Source organism: Leucobacter triazinivorans, from assembly GCF_004208635.1.
GTDB lineage: Bacteria > Actinomycetota > Actinomycetes > Actinomycetales > Microbacteriaceae > Leucobacter > Leucobacter triazinivorans.
Genome location: NZ_CP035806.1, coordinates 323,086 through 340,739 on the forward strand (window position 1 = coordinate 323,086; position 17,654 = coordinate 340,739).

Below are 17,654 nucleotides of genomic sequence, written 5' to 3' on the forward strand. Positions count from 1 at the left end.
GGAAGGCGGGGCCGAGAAATGGGCCACAACGAGCAGAAACCGAGCACAAAGCCGTTGCGTGCAGTGGTGTACGTCAGGATCAGTGACGACCCCGAGGGCACCGAGCGCGGCGTGGATCGGCAGGAGGCCGATTGCCGCGCCTACGCCGCCGCCCACGGGTGGGAAGTCGCGGCGGTGTTCCGTGAGAATGACACATCGGCGTTCAAGCAGCGCACGATCACGCTCCCGTCGGGTGAGCGGGTGCGGCGGGTTGTTCGTCCGCAGTTCCGCGCCATGCTGAAACACCTCGTGGACGGTCAGGCGCAGGTGATGATCGCGTACGACCTTGATCGGGCGGTGCGCGACCCCAGAGATTTGGAAGACCTCATCGACGCGAAGGTGCTCGGAGGGTTCACCGTCCGCTCTGTCACCGGCTCGCTCAGGTTGGATACGGATTCTGATGTGGCGATGGCCAGGGTGCTGGTCGCGATGGCGAACAAGTCGTCGGCTGACACCGCCCGCCGTGTCGCACGGGCAGCGAAGCAGCAGGCTATCGAGGGGGCCTGGCACGGCGGTAGGGTGCCATTCGGGTACCGGGCAGAGGCAGGCGCGCTTCTGATTGATCCGGTGACCGGGCCATTGGTGGTCGAGATGTACCAACGAGTGCTCGCCGGTGACTCCCTGTACCGCATACGCAAGGACTGGAACCAGCGCGGCATCCTCACCACCCACGGATGCGCCTGGTCGGATCGCACGCTCAAGATGGTGCTCTACAACCCCTCCAACAAGGGAGTGCGCGAGTACCGGCCCGTCATGCCGGACGGAAGCCGCGCGCGAACCTCGAAGATGCAGGTGAAAGCGGCGTGGCCCGCGCTTGTGGACGAGGACACCTGGCAGCAAGTCTCCGATGTCCTCGACGCGCGGAAGAAGGCCCGAAACTTCCACCAACCCGGCAGCGGTGCCGCGGTGCGGATGTATCCGTTCTCGGGGCTCATCCGCTGCTCACTGTGCGGCACAGCGATGATTCACCGGGGTGGCGTATACCAGTGCTTACAGCCAACCCCAGGAGGGTGCACCCGTTCGATTCGCTCCGCCGAAATCGCCAAGCTTGTCGAAGAAGCAGTGCTCGCGACGTTCGAGCAGATCACCCTCCACCCCACGAAACAGCGAACCTCCGGGAGCGACCTTGCGGCACGGATCGGGCTCGCAGCGACGCTCGACCAGGATCGGGAGCGTCTGGGACGGCTCGATGATGACTACTACGACGGTCTGATCGACAAAGCCATGTGGGTGCGGCAACGCGCGAGGATCGCGGAGCGCATCGAGGCGACCCGGCGCGAGCATGCGGCGACGCTGCCCGAGCAGCACGCGGGGCTCAACATCGACATGACCACGGTCGCGGCTGAGTGGGAGGGGCGTACCCCGATGTGGCAGTACCAGGCGGCGAGCCTGATCCTGCAATCAGTGCTCGTGCATGCGCACCCAGCGGACATGATGACCGCCGTGCCCAAGCGCCGCAACGAGAGCACCGAGGCGTTCCATGTGCGCCGCGATGCGCACCGTGCGGCAGTGCTCGCACGCCGGGTCGAGTTCGTCTGGCGCGCATAGATCGGATCGCGCGTGACCGGCCCCACAGCTCTGAGTCGTTCAGGGTGCGGGGCCGTCGCGTCTCTCCGCGACGGACGCGCGCATGGAGCGCGGGGCGGTGCAGAGTTCGCGCAGTTTGGCCAATACCGCAGGATCGTTCACGGCGGTAGCGAGGCCCTGTGCGTGCCGCGAAGCAGCGGCGAGTCGCGCGCCGAGCGTGGCGTCAGGTGATGGTGTGGGGGCGGTGGACGTAGCAGCGGGGGTTTCGGTGTAGGTGCTCATACCGTTAGGTGCGGAGTCCCACCCCCAAATCAAGGCGCGGCGCGCTCGGCGGGGTTCGCGGCGTAGATCATCTTCAACAGTGCCTCATCGTCGCGCAGACTGTCCAGCGTTTCGCCGTTCAGTAATCGCAGCAGCACACCATCACCCATCGGAGTGCCCGCATGCTTCGGGTCAGGGTGCCCGAGCACGATCCGCAACAGCGCAGACCACGAGCGGGGCGGTATGCCGAGCAGTATCGGGATCGCGTGGTCACAGCGCAGTACCTCAACGCCGCGCTGCCGAGAAGACAGATCGGCAAGCCGGTAGGCCACATGTTCGACGCACTCGGCAACGAGCGCAGCATCCCAGCCCGCAGACTCTAATAGCGTGACCGTGGCAGAGAGCATCGCGGCCACCCGCGCCTCGTGCTCGCTCTCGTCCGCGTCGCCGTCATCATGGTGCGTGAACGCCGGATGGTAGTCAGCCAAGCGCTCACGCTCGGCAAACCGCACAGCATCGTGAAACCCGGCGATCCGAGCGGTGTGACGCACCTTGCTGGCAGAGGTCAGCATCCCAGCGGCACGAGTCTCCGCGTGACAGGTGATCTGCACAGCACGCGTCACCACCGCCCACGGGTTGACAGCGTTCCTGGTCGAGGGCGCGAGCATCACCTCGAACGCGGCGGACGCCACCGCCCAAGCATCCAAGCCATGCTTACGTGCAAGTGGTCGGTACTTGATCGCCGTATAGCGCATGAGGTCGGCGGCTTCAGGCTCACCCCGCCATGCACCCGGCCCGGCGTCGTGTAACCGGATGAGGAGGGAACGTAGAACTTCTGGGCTCTCGAAGCTGCTGCTGGTCGAGCCAGTCGTTCCCGCAGCATCGTTGGTAGCGGGTGAGGTGTGTTCGTCCACGGTGACGCCTCCCACAAGGGAGGTGCGGCACCGGAACCCAAATCAAGACAGGCGTTAGTGCGCCAGCTACGCCTGCCGTTCGTCAGCAGAAGTACTGTCCTGTCACCCCTCGAGTCGGGTATGCGATCCAGCAATCGGGCGGAACCGTCTGCGGACGACAGGCCCGCAGTGGTTCCGCCCGATTGCTGATCCGATGGGCTATTCGGCTTGTCGTGCTGCCTGTGGGAGCCGCGCGAGGGCTGCCCCGCCGATCACAGCGAGCATGGCGGCGGTGATGACCATCGCGCTGGTGAAGCCCCACTGTCCGGTGCTGATGCCGGTGAGGAGTGGGCCGCCCGCGAGTCCTGCGGCGTAGGCGAGGTTGTAGAGCGCGAATGAGCCGCCGAGCGTCGGTGGCGTGGACTTGTATCCCTGTTCGCTGATGAGCGTGGTGGCCGGGGCCAGCAGCAGTGCCGAGGACGCTCCGAGGAGGATCATGCCGATGCAGGTCTGCCACAATTCGGTGGCGAACCCGGTCACCACGAGTGCGGCGGTGACCGCGACGACCCCCGCACCGACGAGCAGCCTGGGTGATGCGGTGGACACCAGGCGACCGACGATGGGGTTCGCGATGATCGAGGCGAGGGCAGCGAGCCCGAACAGCAACCCGATCGTCAGCGAACTTGCCCCCAAATGGACCGGGAGCACCGGCTCGATGCCAGAGAGCACTGCCGCGCCGACCGCGACGGCGAGAACGATAGAGAATGACCCCGGCACTTTGAGTACCGCGAGCGGCCCCGCCGTGTCATCGGTGACGCGGGGCGAGTCCTTCACGAGCACGATCCGCAACACTCCATCGGCCAGTGCGACCGCGGCAGCGAACAGAAACGGAGATGCGGTGCCGAAGTGCTCGACCAGAAACCCGGCCAACGGCGGACCGATCAGCACACCGAGGGTAATGGTGGACAGTGCGATACCCATCGACTGGCCGCGCTTTTCCATCGGGGTGGTGGCCGCGATCAGCGAGAGGGCTGCGACCCACGACATGCCACCCGCGATGCCTTGGGCGAGGCGGGCGACGAGCAGCAGCCAGTACGGGCCGCCGGTGGCGAACAGCAGCGTCGCCGCCGCAAGCCCCACCAGGCCGATCAGCAGCGGTGTGCGGGGGCCGTACCGGTCCACGATGCGCCCGGCGAACAGCGTTGCGATGATCATCGCCGCTGCGTACGAGGAGAACAGGATCCCGGTTGCCTCCGGCCCCACTTCAACGACGGAGGGCAGGAGCGGGAGAACTGGGACGGCGAGGCCGTGCACGAGCATGTCGGTGAACAGCGCGGCGGACGATACGACCAGCGCGCGCGTGGGAGTGGTGCCCCCGGCAGGGGCGGTGTGTGGAGTTGTCATGGAAATGAGTGGTCTTTCTAGGAGATCAACCCCCGAACCAGCGCGGCGACCGCGCTTTCAAGGTGTGGGGATTGTGGAAGGTCTTGTGGGCGGGTCACCGCGGTCACGGTGAGCCCCTGAAGCAGGACGAGCGCCAAGCCCGCGATCTGCGCGGGAGGCAGGGCGGTCGTCACGGAAGTGTCGGCAGCGATCAGCTCGCTCAGGCGGGCATGCCAGACATCCAGACCGGCCCCCTTCTCCGAAGCGTCATCGAACGCCTGCGGTGCGACCAGCACCGTCGAAGACGCCAGCGCCCTGAACAACGGATCAGCACTCAATAGGCGCACGTACTCCGACAGCAGGCGGGCCAGCCCGGTGGCTGCGTCCGGGGTCACCTCGGACGGGAACAGTCGGTCGGCATACTCACCCCAGCCCCATGCGAGGGCATCGCGCAGGAGCGTGGCCTTGTGTCGGAAGTGATGATGCAACGCACCGCGGGTCACTCCCGCCTGTTCTGAGATCGCCTCGAACGTTGCCCCCCGCCACCCCTTCTCCTCGAAGGCCATCAACGCCGCCTCACACAGCGACAGACGCGTATGTTCCGCGTCCTCAACCGAACGTCTCATACATACAGGCTAACACGTACGTAAATGACCGCCACAACCTTCTCCCGCCAACAAGCAGTGATGCACGTATGCCACCGTGGGTGGGGCGTGCGCACCTCCCTCATGAGACAACTCATGAGGGAGGCCGAGATGAAGGGCGGGGTGATCCTGTTTCGCGGCAACGGTGCTGCCGCGCGCCGTTATATCGAAGCCGACCGTTCCCGCGCGGATGAGTATTACCTCGGCGCGGATGATGCCGTGGCCGAGTACGCGGTACTCGACGGGCGCGGCGAAGTCACCGCTACCCACGCTCTGTCGGCGGATGAGTACGAGGGGTGGGTGGACTGGATCAATCCCGGCACGGGCGAGTCGATGGGAACTCCGCGCGCGGCGGCCGTGGGTATGAAGGGGTCGCCGTTGTTCGCGGAGATGACGATCAATGCCCCCAAGAGCCTGTCGGTTGCCGCTGCACTCCACCCCGATGTATCGGTGGCACTCGACGCTGCGCAGCAGGACGCCCTTGCGGAGATTCGCCAGTGGCTGGGTCAGCACTCGGTCACTCGGGTCGGTCCGCGTGATGCGCGGGAAGTGTTGCCTATCGAGCGGATGCAGGTCGTCGGTATCCGTCATAAGACCTCGCGTGCGGGTGATCCGCATCGGCATATCCATATGCAGATCGGCATGCGGGTGTGGGCGGCTGGGAAGTGGCGGGCACTGGATACGGCAGCGTTGTTCAAGCAGCAGGGCGCGATCCGCGCCCTCGGTACGGCGGTGATCGCTGCGCACCCGCAGCTCGCGCAGACCCTTACCAGGCATGGCCTGGCTCTCGACCCGGCCAGCGGCGAAATCAGGGAGTTGGAGCCGTTCAACGCGATGATGTCGAAGCGGTCGGCGCAGATCAGGCGCAACCTCGACCGGCTCGAAGCCGAGTGGGAGGCCGCGCATCCGGGCGAGGAGCTGGGGCGGGTGATGACGGCGCGGTTGCAAGGCATCGCGTGGACGCACCAGCGGCCTGGCAAGAAGCCTGTCGACCTCAAGGATGAGCAATGGTGGGTGCAGGAACTCCGTGAGGCCGGATACGACCCCGCAACGTCTGAGCACCGCACCTCGCAACCAGCCGTCGCGGTGGATGAGCTATCAGTGCAGGAGGTTGCATCGCGGGCGCTGGATCGGAGCGCCGCCTCATCCTCGGCGTGGACGAGGCACACGCTCCAGGAGCACGTCACCCGCATCACCACCGAAGCAGGTGTGCAGGCAACCCCTGCCGAGTTACGGGAGTTCATCACCCTGGCGACCGAGCTTGCCGTCTCGGATTGCTTCTCGGTGCTGCCGCCTGGCGCGGCGACGCCGGAGCATGTCGCGCACCTGACCAGCCTCAGCGTGCTCACCGCAGAGGCCGCGCTCCGCGACCAACTCACCGCCACGAAGCCAAAGCGGAAGTCGGAGCACCCCGACGTGACAGAGGCGGCGATCGCCGCCGGACTCGATAGAGGGCAGACGGTCGCGGCAGCGGCCGTCGCATCTGCCGATGCGCTGGTGATCGTGGAAGGAGCAGCAGGCAGCGGAAAGACGACCATGCTCCGCACCGCCATCGACGTTGCCGCCGAGCATGGCAGACCGTCGCGGGTGGTTGCCCCGACGTTGCGCGCCGCGCAGGTCGCGCACGAAGAACTCGGGGTGCCCGCAACCAGCGTCGCGGCGCTCGTGTATGCGCACGGGTGGCGCTGGAATGCTGACGGCGTATGGACACGCATCGCTGTGGGCGATACCGACCCCGAGAGTGGTCGCGCCTACACCGGCCCGCCGAAAGATACGCGCTTGTCGCGGGGTGAGCGGGTGATCGTGGACGAGGCCGGGATGCTCGACCAAGACACCGCTCACGCCCTCCTGGCCGTCACTGCCGAGGCAGGCGCGAACGTCGCGCTCGTCGGCGACCGCGCCCAACTCCCCGCCGTCGGCCGAGGCGGGGTGCTCGAAATGGCCGCGCAGATACGTGGCCGAACCTATGACATGACCGAACTACACAGGTTCGCCGATGCCGAGTACGCAGCACTCACGCTGGCGTTGCGCGATCGCGAGACCCCTGGCGACGTGTTCGACCAGCTTGCCGTGCTGGGGCTCGTGACGTTGCACGCCGATGATGAGCAAGCCTGCGAGCGTATCACCGAGACCGCTCACCATGGCGAGGCGATCACGGTCGTTACGAACGACGAGGCGGCGGAGTTGAATGAGCGCATGCGCACCGGCCGGGTTGAGCGTGGCGAGGTTGATGACGAGGTGACGGCAACCGGCAGCGACGGCCTGCCCATCGGGGCCGGTGACCTGATCCAGACCCGCAGAAATGACACCGCGCTCGGAGTCGCAAACCGACAGCAATGGATCGTCCAGCACATCGCCGACGACGGCACCGTCTATGCCCGCGAGGTTGGCAGCGGCCGCAAGAACCCCCGCACTGTCACCCTGCCGCCGGAGTATGTGGCCGGGCATGCGCACCTGTCCTATGCGGCGACCGCGTATGGCGTCCAAGGCGCAACCGTCACCACCTCCCACACAATCCTGTCGGAGGCGACCACCGCGGCCGGGGTCTACGTCGGGATGACCAGAGGCCGCGAGACCAACCGGCTGCATGTCATCGCCGAAGACATGGCCGATGCCAGAGCACAGTTCATCGAGGCATTGGAACGCGACCCTGCAGACCGAGGCCTCGCCCACGTCACAGCCCAAGCAGCAGAAGCCGTACGCGGCCTCGTCGCCAATGGCCCGGTCAAGCTCGTCACCGAAGAACTCGCTCGCCTCGACCAGGTAGCCGAGCGCGCCAAGGAGCAGGCAGACCGGTGGGAGCAAAAAGCCGCGCGCCTCGACGCCCAACGAGACGCCCACCGTGCCGAAGATGAGCAAGCCGACGCCGTAATCCACGCTGCTGAGGACGCAGCCGAGCACGTCCGTACCGAAGTCACCAGGCCACTCGTCCAACGAGCAGAGCAGGACGGCGCGACCTACCTTGCCGCTGTCGAGGACGAAGCCGCCGCCAGCACCCGACTCTCGGCCGTCGGCAGGTTCGGTCGGCGCAAAGCCCGCGCCGAGCACCAGGCCGCGAAGGAACAGACGCAGACTCAACGGGCGCGAGTGCGCGACAACTGGGGCAGCGCACCGCCCCGTAATCACCAAGCACTCCCCGGATGGGCAGCCCAGACAGCGGCACAGAAAGCGAAAGGTGACCCCCGCGTGGCCGAAGCCGCCCGCGCCGCCGACGCTGCGCGCACCGACCGAGGAAAAACCTCGCGGCGACACAAGCAAGAACGGTTCGCATTGTTGGCTCGTGAAATTGGAACCGAGCAAGCACGCAGCGATCAGTTCGGAATGCGCACCGTCAACCCACAGCGTGCTGCCCGAGACGCCCTCACGCGAGCAACATTGGCGCGCGCCGAAGCCGACGAACTCCGCAACCTCTCAGTCAACGACGCTGCACGAATCATTGCAGCCAAGCGGGCCGAGCAGGAACAGACACGACGGCTGTTGGAGCAGCGAGAGCGGCAACTCAACCCGTTCCAGCGCACCACCCCCGGCAGCGACCCAGGTCGTGACGGGCCAGCACGCGGCCTGTGATTCCCGGGTTTGCTGCTCCGATGAACTCTGTGCTACGATCGGGTAAGATGATCGGCATGGGTAACTTGATTTGCGTGTTCGCTGTGACGCACACGCTTGCTGTTCGCGACCGCCGCGCCTGACGGCGCGCCTCGCTGAACGCTTCGCGCGTCGTCCATCCGAGAGACCATTCGCGTCTCGGAACGGCGATTTTGCGCATCCATTTTCTCCGTCTGCGCTCTGCCCTGTTTCCGAGGCGTTCCATCCTTTCTTTCTTGGAGCGCGAACATGCCTCGTTCATCCCACGGTGGCCGCCACGAACTCGGCCAAAACTTCCTCATCCACACACCCACAATCAGCAAGATCACCGCTCTAGTCACCGCGACGAAAGGGCCGATACTCGAACTTGGCGCTGGAGACGGCGCACTCACGAGACCTCTCGCCCAGCTCGGCAGGCCGGTGACCGCGATTGACCTCGATGAGCACCGGATCGCTGGCCTCCGCCGCGCGCTGCCGGATGTGAAAATCAATCACGCCGACGCGCTCACCGTCCCTCTCGACCACCCCGTGATCGTGGGGAACATCCCCTTCCATCTCACCACCCCGATCCTGCGCCGACTTCTCCGCGTCGGCACCTGGACTCAGGCGGTGCTCCTTACGCAATGGGAGGTCGCCCGCAAACGCTGCGGGATCGGTGGCTCCACCATGTTGACCGCACAAACCGCGCCCTGGTTCACCTTCGACCTCCACGGCCGGGTTCCCTCCTGGGGTTTCCGACCACGCCCCAGCGTCGATGGCGGCATCATCCAGATCAGCAGGCGCAAAGATCCGCTGATTCCCGGCTCGCAGCGCACCCGGTACCAACAGTTCGTACGCGCGGTATTCACCGGCCGAGGCAGAACCCTCGACCGTGTCATCGCGAACGCGAGCCACATCGACCCCGGCCGAGCCCGGCAACTCCTGAGGCAGTGCGGCGTCGATACACGCGCACTGCCGAGGGACCTGACACCGGAGCAGTGGGCCGGAATCTGGAACGCGATACCTGAGTAGCCACCCCCAGAGCCACCATGCACGACACAACTTTCGCGATTCGTGGTCTCTCGGCCCGCGATGACGAGTCGGTCGCGTGAGCGTCCTCACGGCGACCGGTAGAATAGAACCGCGCGCACGCGCACGTTCACAGGTGAGTGTGTTTGGGGAACCTCGGCTAGCCCAGCTCCAGATGCTCGGCAACGTACGCCGCGGGCAGCACAACAGAGCAGCCTCGCGTCGCCCCGAGCCGACGGGCAACGACCGCACCATCGGTCCGCACGTCGAGTACGGTCCATCGGTCACCGTTTCGCACCCATCCGCGCCCCGCTACGAGCCTGCGGTCGTTCTTGCGCGTGATCACCGTGTCGCCGATCGCCGCACGGCTGTCATCGTGCAGCGTTGCTTCGCGCGGCCCGCGCACAGTGCCATCGAGGATCAGGTCGGTGCGCGCTCTGCTGTTGAGCGCCGCCACTGATTCATTGGAGTCAGAGATCAAGATCGAGGATCGCCCCACGGCCCGGTTAGCTCGCCACGCCGCGTATGCAGCATCGATCATGGTTTCGGTCTCACCATCGAAGATGCGGCCGTGTTCGTCATAGGAGTCGATGGCTTCGGATCGGCCGTGCCGTAGATTTAGTGAGGTTGTCTTTTCCCAGGGGTGAGTGAAGCGGTGCACATCGACAAGTTCGGGCAGATCGGCCCGGCTGTGTGCGAGTAGCCCGAATGCTCCGCCAGCATCAACCGCTTGGAGCTGAGCGTAGTCACCGACGAGTAGCACCTTCGCCCCGCCCGACGCCGCAAGCGCCGTGATGCGATCGAGTGACAGGGTGCCCGCAAGTGAGGCTTCGTCGAGGATCACCAGCTGCCCGGCTGAGAATCCTTCACCGGTAGTCAGGTGATTCTGCCACCATTTCGCCGTGTTCTCGGTGGGGATCCCGAGATCCTCGGCGAGCACCTCCGCCGCACCAGCTGAAGGCGCGAGCCCCACGACAGAATCGGGTCCGTGCTCTGATTCCCATGCCCGGCGCAGCGCACGCATCGCGGTAGTTTTTCCTGCGCCAGCTGGCCCAACGAGCAGATCAACGACTCGACCCGAGACTGCGATACGAGTGAGCGCTTCGGCCTGGTCGTCTCCGAGCACGCGCCTATCTCGATCAGGCTGACGCGCGAACTTCTCTATCGTTGTCAGCGGCACCGTTGGCGCGGTGAGGTCGCGGCTGAGGTCAAGCAGCCGGTCTTCGGCTTCGAGCAGCAGGTTTGAGGAGAACACGGTTGAGTTCTTCGGTCTGAACACCGAGGATTGATCGCTGCGCCGAAACTCGACGGGGCTCGAAGCCAAGTCGAACGGTGTCAGCCGCAGGGAGGCTTGCTCGGCGGCATCAACGACGAGCCCGACGATGGCTTCGCGATCCTCCATCGATGCGAACCGGTAGCCCATGGTTTGCCGTGCCGCTTCTGCGGTGAGGTTCCATCGCCGCCAGGTGGAGCGCTTCTCGCCAACCGCAGCAACGACGCTCTCACCGATAGAGCGAATCACGTCGAGGGGAATGTCATCGGCGCGGAACAGCAATGGCCTATCGTTCGATGCAACCTGCTGCGCCCACGCGGTTGCATCCTCACCCAGAATCGTGCCCGCCCGGTCACGCCATTCAGCTGTCAGATCCGCGAGTGAGTGCAAAGTCTTCTCCGGCCGCGTCGAGAGCGTCGCCTGCGCACGCAACTTCATTATCACCGCGGCACTCGGTCTGCGGCCATGACGCTCGACATATTTATCTATGAGCTTGTCGGTTTCGACGTCAATGTGGCGGGAACGAGTCGAGAACTCGGCAGCCAATGATTCCGGCACCGAACTGATCGCCCAGCCTGGGTTGCGATTGCGACCCATCGCACGTAGCTCCCACTCGACGCCAAGCACCCGCGTCAGATGATCCGCAAACACGGCCTCGTGCAGCTCTGAGATCGCTACCGTCGCGGCATGCATCGGCCTGCTATCGAGAGACCTCCATTTGTTGTCGAGCACGGTCTGTACTATGTTGCTGATGACGACGTGCGTGTGCAAGTGCGGATCTCCCGCACGTGAATCGTAATGGTCGTAGGCGGTTGCAATAACGCCGCGCACATCCACTTGCGCAACCGCACCGTTGCCTTCGCTTGCACCGGTTCGAGTGAATGCAATCTCGCGCTCCATATACGCAACCATCTGCGCAACTGCAGCGTGATGTGCCTCGGCGATCAACGCCTGGGTTCCAGCGTCGGCAACCGCCCACAGCACGCTTGCTGACTTTGGAATAGAGAACGTGAAGTCGAACCCCGCAACAGCCTTGCGCCCTCCACGCTCAGCCTCTTCAGCTTCGATGGCTGCAACTGCTCGGCCGCGTTCGACCGGGCTCAGCACGGAATCGAGGGCTTCGACTCGGGCTTGAACGCGCTGTTCGGCTGACTTATAGACCGGATATGCCCGACCTAGCGGAGCGCGCGTGATTGGGTCGTGCCCCATCCCGACAAGGAGCTGGAGCTGTGCTTCGCTGACTTCGTCACCGGCCATGAGTTGCCCGCTGCCGAGCGCCGAAAGCCCGGCCCCCATCCACCGGCCGGGCGGCGTCCCTTCAGCGGAGTAGTAACGAGTCAAAGGTGTCGTTAATGATCGGTCACCATCACCTGCCGCGACGGTGCGCAGCAGGTACTTGTACCCGTCACCGGCGGACATCACCCGCATTGACACCGTCATCGTCGGGCACCTTTCCTTCGTTACGAAGGAGGTGGTCGATCGGGGTCAACCTCGATCTGCCAGAGGCGTGGGGACTTAATAATGAGAGCGTGACAAACTCAGAACGGCGGCCAGTCGTCCTCGTCAGGCTGCGTATCATTCGACTTTTCTGGCACTTTTTCTGGCGCTGCGTCCGTTTCGGCAAGTGGAGTGAGCCACGCTTTCGTCACCGACATGGTCCGGCTGTTTGGCTCTGACTCCGCGGGCAAGCTACCCACTTTTACGACCACCGGTACCTGTGCTGAAACACCCGAAAGTATGCATGCACCCGTCGGGAGGATCGGCATCGACTCAAATGAGACGCGATCCAAGTAGGCCACTGCTTTCTCGATGGCGTGAATGTCTAAGTTGTTCACTAGGCGGTGAAGAAAGTAGTTGTGAAGCTGCGAAATGATCGTGGGTGAAATGTCATGGGGACGCTGGCTGGCGAGAGTCAAGAACACTCCAAACTTGCGCCCCTCTTTGACGATCTCTTCAAACGTCTCCAATCGATAGTCCCGCCACGCCTCGCTTTCACGCGAAGATTCCAACGAGAGAATATTGTGTGCTTCATCAATGATGAGGTTCAGGTAGCGTTCGTTGGTTGGGTCACTTTGCTTTTTCTGATCGTATAGATGCTTGCAGAGGAGCATTGGGATCACCTTCCGCATCGACAGATTGACGTCCCGGAGCGAGACCACTAGTAGTGGGGCGTCGTACTGCATCGTGTCATCAACAACGAGCAGCTTTTTGATGTCTGGCACCCGGCTCTGAAGCCGCTTAATCAGGGGGGAAATGTGCTCGCGATTCGAGAAACCGCTGATGACCTCGTTGTAATACTGAAGAACGATTTTGAAGCGGATCAGGTCAATACCAGGCTCGATTGATGAAAAATCGATGGGTAGCGAAGTTACTCGATCTTTAGTCTTCGCCTCCCACGTATGGTGGTCTGGGTCAATGGGGGCACCACTCCAAGGACCCCAATAGAACTTACCCATGGTGGCGTTGTAGTGCAGGTTCTGCTGGAAGTCCTCGATTAGCGCGGCAAGTTCTGCCGATGGCGAGGAGCCAAGGCAACCCTGTACCTCTGCGAGCAGATTGAGTACAGTCTGCCTGTCGAGGGAACGATCGTTGCTCTTAGTTGCTCGGAGCACCATATCCCCGAGTACCGTGAGCAAGTCGTCAGGTTTCGCGATCCGTTCATCCCAATAGTCACTGTCCAAAACGCGAGCGAGGAATGGCGCCTGCGTCTTTTCTGTGGCGTCAAGGAGAACAGTCCAAAACGAGATATCGTTGACCGCACTTGACGGTAGTGAAAGTCGATCCCCACCTCGCTCACGTGTACTGAGCGCATATTCGTGCTTGTTCGCGGCGCTTGTCACCACGGCGGTTGATCGGAGGTCGTCGTCTTTGGGGCGCCGATCGAGGTACTCACCGTTAAAGTCGATGAGAACGAACTGTGACCGTTCTCGGAATGACCCAACCGAGCCATACTCCTTGAACAGCTCATGGTAAAGCTTCGCCAATGTGTAGGATTTACCGCTACCAGTGTTGCCGAAAATCCCGACGTGACTCGCGAATATCGCGTTAATGCCCACAGCCACCGGCTGCGTAGGTTCCATTGCGAGTACGCCGAGCTGCAGCGGCTCGTCCCTAACAGAGACAAACGAGTGAACTAGACCAAACTCATCCGCTGTCAAGATGAAGCACTCGTTGTCGAGTAGCGGCATCTCGCGGATTCCACGTTCAAAGTGCCCGTCTTCGATGTAGCCGACCAGGCTTACGTCGAGCTGGCGGGACAACGGGTCCACAGCGCGACTGTACTTTCCGTTCGCGCCGCGGTCCTCTCCAACGACTTCGCCGTCCACCTTGGCGATCAGCTCTACGAAGCCCTTCGCGATCTTTACGTAGCTCCCAACAGCGACATTGCGAACGAGACCACCACGATACAAGAGATGTGAGCCATTCTTGAGCTTGTCTACAGCGATGCGAACTTGGCGCCCATCGACGGAGATTACCCGGCCGACACGGAAGACGGCATCATGATCCAGGGCACGGGCCTCACTCATTTGAGGGCTCCGGGGATGCCGTTCGGATGTCGAGTTCAATTCGTTGGTCAGGTGCAGGCACCTTGTCCCGCACGATTGGTGCGAAGAAATCCGAGTCAAGAACGTCGAGAGAAATCTTTCGCTCAGCCTCACCCTCGTTGGGTTGGCCCGGTGTCACGAAGACAATGTTTCCGTTCTTGATCTCCGTGTCCGGCAGGAGCTTCTCATAATCCGGAAGCGCTTCACGGGAGTAGCAGAAAATGACAACTTGGAGAGTTGGATTGGTTCGCGCGGCTCGCATCACCAGTTCCCGCAAATGTTCGTCACGGAATGAGAACCCGTGGACAAAAAGGACACTATTTTCCTTCTCCAGTTCGTTGGCAAATCGCCGGATCAGCTCGTAGTAGGTCTCGTTCAGCACAGTCGTAGCAAACTTGCGTTTGTCTGGATTGACGATGCCAAGCTTGTCGTACGACGTCGAAAAGTTTGCAATGTCCGAGGGATTCGACGACGTGTTACCGTTGGCGTCGGTCAGTTCGAGCTGTGTCAGGTATTGCTCCGCATCTGCGATGAGGTCAACAACCGGCCGGATAGTAGGCCCCTGGTCTTTAGGTTGAGGATCAATGAGAACAGGCAGCAAGTGTGGCTTCGCAGCACTCAGCGCTTCACCGACCTCTCTGACGAGCGTTAGCCCATGATCAAAGTAGATATCGGTCCTTCGGTCGGCTCGCTTCTGTTGCTTCCATGTCGCCGAACCGTGGATCTTCACCAGGTTGAAAACTGGAACTTCAAACCGCTTCTCGAACCGGCTACCTGTTTGGAAGCGCAACGCACCAAAATCTCCGACGTCGAACTTTGGGTGAATCTTGCCGCTAAACCCGTCCGCATACTCAACGCCAAGCTGCTCCATGGAAACCTCGAATAGCATGTCCACGTTCGTCGTGAAGATGTTCGCTTGTTTTGACAGAAGTGTGCTGTGGCGCCGCAAGAGTATGCGATTGAGTGTACGCACGAAGGTTGCATACGAAATGAGCACTTGTTCCGCAGACTCATCGCGGTCGATGATCGACGTGTTCGGAGCTACGACATTCTCAAAGAAGTAGGCCTGGATAGAGGCGCGGACGAGCATTTTTGTAGCTGCATCGGCTACGGCTTCCGCGACTTCTGTGAGGGCATCTTCGATATTGCCCAGTGCTGCGAAAAAGGCGCTGGATGTTCCAGCGCCAATCAGGAAGTTGAGGTGCGCCGACTCCACGATCGTCCGAAGCCGATCTGGCGAGAGATGATTTGGTTGGATATCGACGACTGGCTGCTGTGGCACGCCATTGATGCGTACTTCGGTCACGAAGAGTTCTCCTCACCTGGTTTAGCAAGAGACTTGACGTAGTGAACGCTGAATGCTGAGGCGATTATTCGGAACTCCTGCCGGTTGCGGCCGAAATCGAAGGGGTTGTCGCTCGGCCGTTGCCAGATGTCGAGGCCTTTACCGAGGTCGATGCGCCAGCCGTTGCTCGCTTCTATGCGGCGATCGTGGATAGTGTCGTCGAAGCGAACCTTGAGTCGAACCCCTACGGCGTCGGACGCGTCCTTAATCGACTTCAGCATCAGCAACTGATTGTGCTTGTACTCAACCCTTGTTTCCTCGGCGGTCACGAGGGCCACGTCGATCTCTTCCGCGTCGTCCTTTGCGGTGGCAAGCAGACTAAGCAGGTCAGCAAGGTTGCGACCTTGATGAGGCATACGGATATAGGGGTCCGTAATGGTAATGCTCGCTGCGCCGCGAACGTACGGCAAGATCAGACTCTCGTATGAGACGCCCTTCTGACCCGCTTTGAAATCCCGGTGGCCCTCGACCAGTGTGGTCTCAGCAGGCGTTTCTAGAGCTTCGGCTGATGAGATTGATTCGCTCTCCGGGATGGTGCCCGGATGCGTTTGTGCAGAGCCCTCCGAAGCGGCATTCTCAGCAGGTTGAGCGTCCCAGTCACGTTGATACAAGTGTGGATACTGACTCTCTTCAAGCGACACAACATCAGTCCACGTGCCAGCATGATCGGAGTACCGGAAGTTAACCGGGTTGTCGCGCATTGTGGCGTCGATCCGCAGGATCGAATCCTTCACACGCTTTCGCCCTTCAATCGCAAACTCCAGCAACTCTCGGATTTCTTCTTCGGAGGCTTCGCCCGTCGGATGCACGAGCTTCATCAATCCTGAGAACGTCTTGCGGATACCGTCTTGGTCTCGCGTCGAGATGGAGCTATCCAGAGTGAAGTACTTCTCGTACTTGTCGGCGAAGTCTTCCACTCGCTTGGCTCGAAGAATCTCAGCGAGGTAATCAACGACGAAGCCGTACCCGGTCGAGAACATCTCAGAACGGATCGGGGCTACTTCCCAACCGGGGATGTAGTGGTGGATGCGGTCAAGCCATGCCGGGTCGCGATACGCTTCGGGAAGCTCGTCGAACAGATCGGAGTTCTTAAGCATGTACGGGACTGTGTGAGTGGTGTTGCCGATGAACGCCATCGAGGCTTCTGCGCCGTAGATGCTGGTGCCACGTGAGAAAGACTTGTTCGCCAGATAGTTCTTCATCACGTTCACGAGGTTCTGATCGGTGCGACGGTTTGCCGCGAACTCGTCGAATGCGACGCAGTCCCAGAAACCGACGAGTCCGATCTGCTTGCTCGCGTTATTGACGAAGAGCTTTGCGACAGTAACTTCGCCTCCGGAGATGAGGATGCCGTTGGGCGAGAACTCACTGAAGGTGTGAGACTTACCAGTGCCTTTCGGGCCGAGTTCAACGACGTTGTAGTTACGCTCTACGAACGGGATCAGCCGTGTGAGCGCAATGAGTTTGCCGCGGTCGTTGAACTGTTCAGGGTTCAGGCCGATCGACTGCATAAGCAGGTCGATCCATTCGTCGGTAGTGAACTCTTTCCTGGCCTCGTAGTAATGATCGATGTCGACACCTGCAACCTGGATAGGCTTGAGGCTGCCAAGAATCCAAGGCACGACACGCTGGTCATCGGAATGAAAGTACTCAATGTCGCAGATGCACCACACGCCTCCGACAAGGAGCTTCGGGTTCTGCTTAACCGTGACGTCGTCGATGATGACGCTCTTGATCTGAAGGTTCTCGAACTCCGCCTCGTGAACGTCGTTCTTTTCGTTGAGCGTGACCGTGACCTTGTCGATCACACGGTGACGGCCTTTGCGACGGATTTCTGACTTGACGAGCATGTGCTCGTTGCGGTTGACATAGTGCGTCGCGAGAATCTGCCGAACGCTCTCGATACCTGCCTGAATCGTCGATTCGTCATCGGATGCCGCGTACTGGCCGAGCAAGTACTCCAAGACGTAAGACGGCACGACAGCGTTCCCGCGAACAGCCTTGACGAGGTCCTTCCGGACGACTGCACCGGCGAAGTGCTCGTTGATCTTGTCGTCGAGGGCGGACTTAGTTGGAACGGTATCGGTCGTTTCAGCGTCGGCGAGAACGTCGATCCCGCCGAGCGCATCTTCGAGGTTCGTCATGGCTCTC

Annotated in this window: 10 protein-coding genes; 3 read left to right on the top strand and 7 right to left on the bottom strand. The window is 62.1% G+C overall.

What is annotated here, in order from left to right; translation table 11 throughout:
* Positions 1-18 precede the first annotated feature (18 nt).
* Positions 19-1,587: a recombinase family protein gene (locus tag EVS81_RS01525; RefSeq protein WP_130108827.1), complete on the top strand. Its 1,569-nt coding sequence runs from the start codon at positions 19-21 to the stop codon at positions 1,585-1,587.
* A 290-nt stretch (positions 1,588-1,877) separates the two neighbouring features.
* Here EVS81_RS01525 and EVS81_RS01530 read toward each other — a convergent pair whose 3' ends face one another.
* The 3 genes from EVS81_RS01530 to EVS81_RS01540 all read right to left on the bottom strand — a co-directional run bounded on the left by EVS81_RS01530 (position 1,878) and on the right by EVS81_RS01540 (position 4,729).
* On the bottom strand, positions 1,878-2,741 hold the full coding sequence (locus EVS81_RS01530) for an exopolyphosphatase (protein WP_130108828.1): 864 nt from the start codon (positions 2,739-2,741) through the stop codon (positions 1,878-1,880).
* 198 nt (positions 2,742-2,939) lie between these two features.
* Positions 2,940-4,124, bottom strand: coding sequence for an MFS transporter (locus EVS81_RS01535; protein ID WP_070638153.1), 1,185 nt, complete (start codon positions 4,122-4,124; stop codon positions 2,940-2,942).
* 17 nt (positions 4,125-4,141) lie between these two features.
* Positions 4,142-4,729 carry a TetR/AcrR family transcriptional regulator gene (locus EVS81_RS01540; RefSeq protein ID WP_130108829.1) on the bottom strand — a complete coding sequence of 196 codons (588 nt, stop codon included), beginning with the start codon at positions 4,727-4,729 and terminating at the stop codon, positions 4,142-4,144.
* Between the two features lie 129 nt (positions 4,730-4,858).
* On the opposite strand from EVS81_RS01540, the gene mobF (EVS81_RS01545) reads away from it, so the two are divergent.
* Complete coding sequence (gene mobF / locus EVS81_RS01545; protein WP_240739913.1) at positions 4,859-8,314, top strand: MobF family relaxase; 3,456 nt, start codon at positions 4,859-4,861, stop codon at positions 8,312-8,314.
* Between the two features lie 267 nt (positions 8,315-8,581).
* Positions 8,582-9,343 (top strand): 23S ribosomal RNA methyltransferase Erm, encoded by a 762-nt coding sequence (gene erm / locus EVS81_RS01550; RefSeq protein ID WP_130108831.1) that lies wholly within the window; start codon positions 8,582-8,584, stop codon positions 9,341-9,343.
* Positions 9,344-9,500: 157 nt separating this feature from the next.
* Here erm and mobF (EVS81_RS01555) read toward each other — a convergent pair whose 3' ends face one another.
* The 4 genes from mobF (EVS81_RS01555) to brxL all read right to left on the bottom strand — a co-directional run bounded on the left by mobF (EVS81_RS01555) (position 9,501) and on the right by brxL (position 17,647).
* The gene (mobF, locus tag EVS81_RS01555; protein ID WP_130108832.1) at positions 9,501-12,053 is read right to left on the bottom strand and encodes a MobF family relaxase; all 2,553 of its coding nucleotides are present in this window, start codon (positions 12,051-12,053) and stop codon (positions 9,501-9,503) included.
* A gap of 98 nt (positions 12,054-12,151) precedes the next feature.
* Positions 12,152-14,140: an ATP-binding protein gene (locus EVS81_RS01560; protein WP_130108833.1), complete on the bottom strand. Its 1,989-nt coding sequence runs from the start codon at positions 14,138-14,140 to the stop codon at positions 12,152-12,154.
* On the bottom strand, positions 14,133-15,464 hold the full coding sequence (locus tag EVS81_RS01565; RefSeq protein ID WP_130108834.1) for an SIR2 family protein: 1,332 nt from the start codon (positions 15,462-15,464) through the stop codon (positions 14,133-14,135). The genes EVS81_RS01560 and EVS81_RS01565 overlap by 8 nt, the downstream gene beginning before the upstream one ends.
* Positions 15,461-17,647 carry a BREX system Lon protease-like protein BrxL gene (brxL, locus tag EVS81_RS01570; protein ID WP_130108835.1) on the bottom strand — a complete coding sequence of 729 codons (2,187 nt, stop codon included), beginning with the start codon at positions 17,645-17,647 and terminating at the stop codon, positions 15,461-15,463. Before brxL ends, EVS81_RS01565 begins: the two co-directional genes overlap by 4 nt.
* Between the last annotated feature and the right edge of the window lie 7 nt (positions 17,648-17,654).

Bases quoted from the DNA above. Each gene is read 5' to 3' on its own strand.
- EVS81_RS01525 (WP_130108827.1), top strand. From the start codon at position 19: ATGGGCCACAACGAGCAGAAACCGAGCACAAAGCCGTTGCGTGCAGTG.
- EVS81_RS01535 (WP_070638153.1), bottom strand. From the start codon at position 4,124: ATGACAACTCCACACACCGCCCCTGCCGGGGGCACCACTCCCACGCGC.
- EVS81_RS01540 (WP_130108829.1), bottom strand. From the start codon at position 4,729: ATGAGACGTTCGGTTGAGGACGCGGAACATACGCGTCTGTCGCTGTGT.
- mobF (WP_240739913.1), top strand. From the start codon at position 4,859: ATGAAGGGCGGGGTGATCCTGTTTCGCGGCAACGGTGCTGCCGCGCGC.
- erm (WP_130108831.1), top strand. From the start codon at position 8,582: ATGCCTCGTTCATCCCACGGTGGCCGCCACGAACTCGGCCAAAACTTC.
- mobF (WP_130108832.1), bottom strand. From the start codon at position 12,053: ATGACGGTGTCAATGCGGGTGATGTCCGCCGGTGACGGGTACAAGTAC.
- EVS81_RS01560 (WP_130108833.1), bottom strand. From the start codon at position 14,140: ATGAGTGAGGCCCGTGCCCTGGATCATGATGCCGTCTTCCGTGTCGGC.
- brxL (WP_130108835.1), bottom strand. From the start codon at position 17,647: ATGACGAACCTCGAAGATGCGCTCGGCGGGATCGACGTTCTCGCCGAC.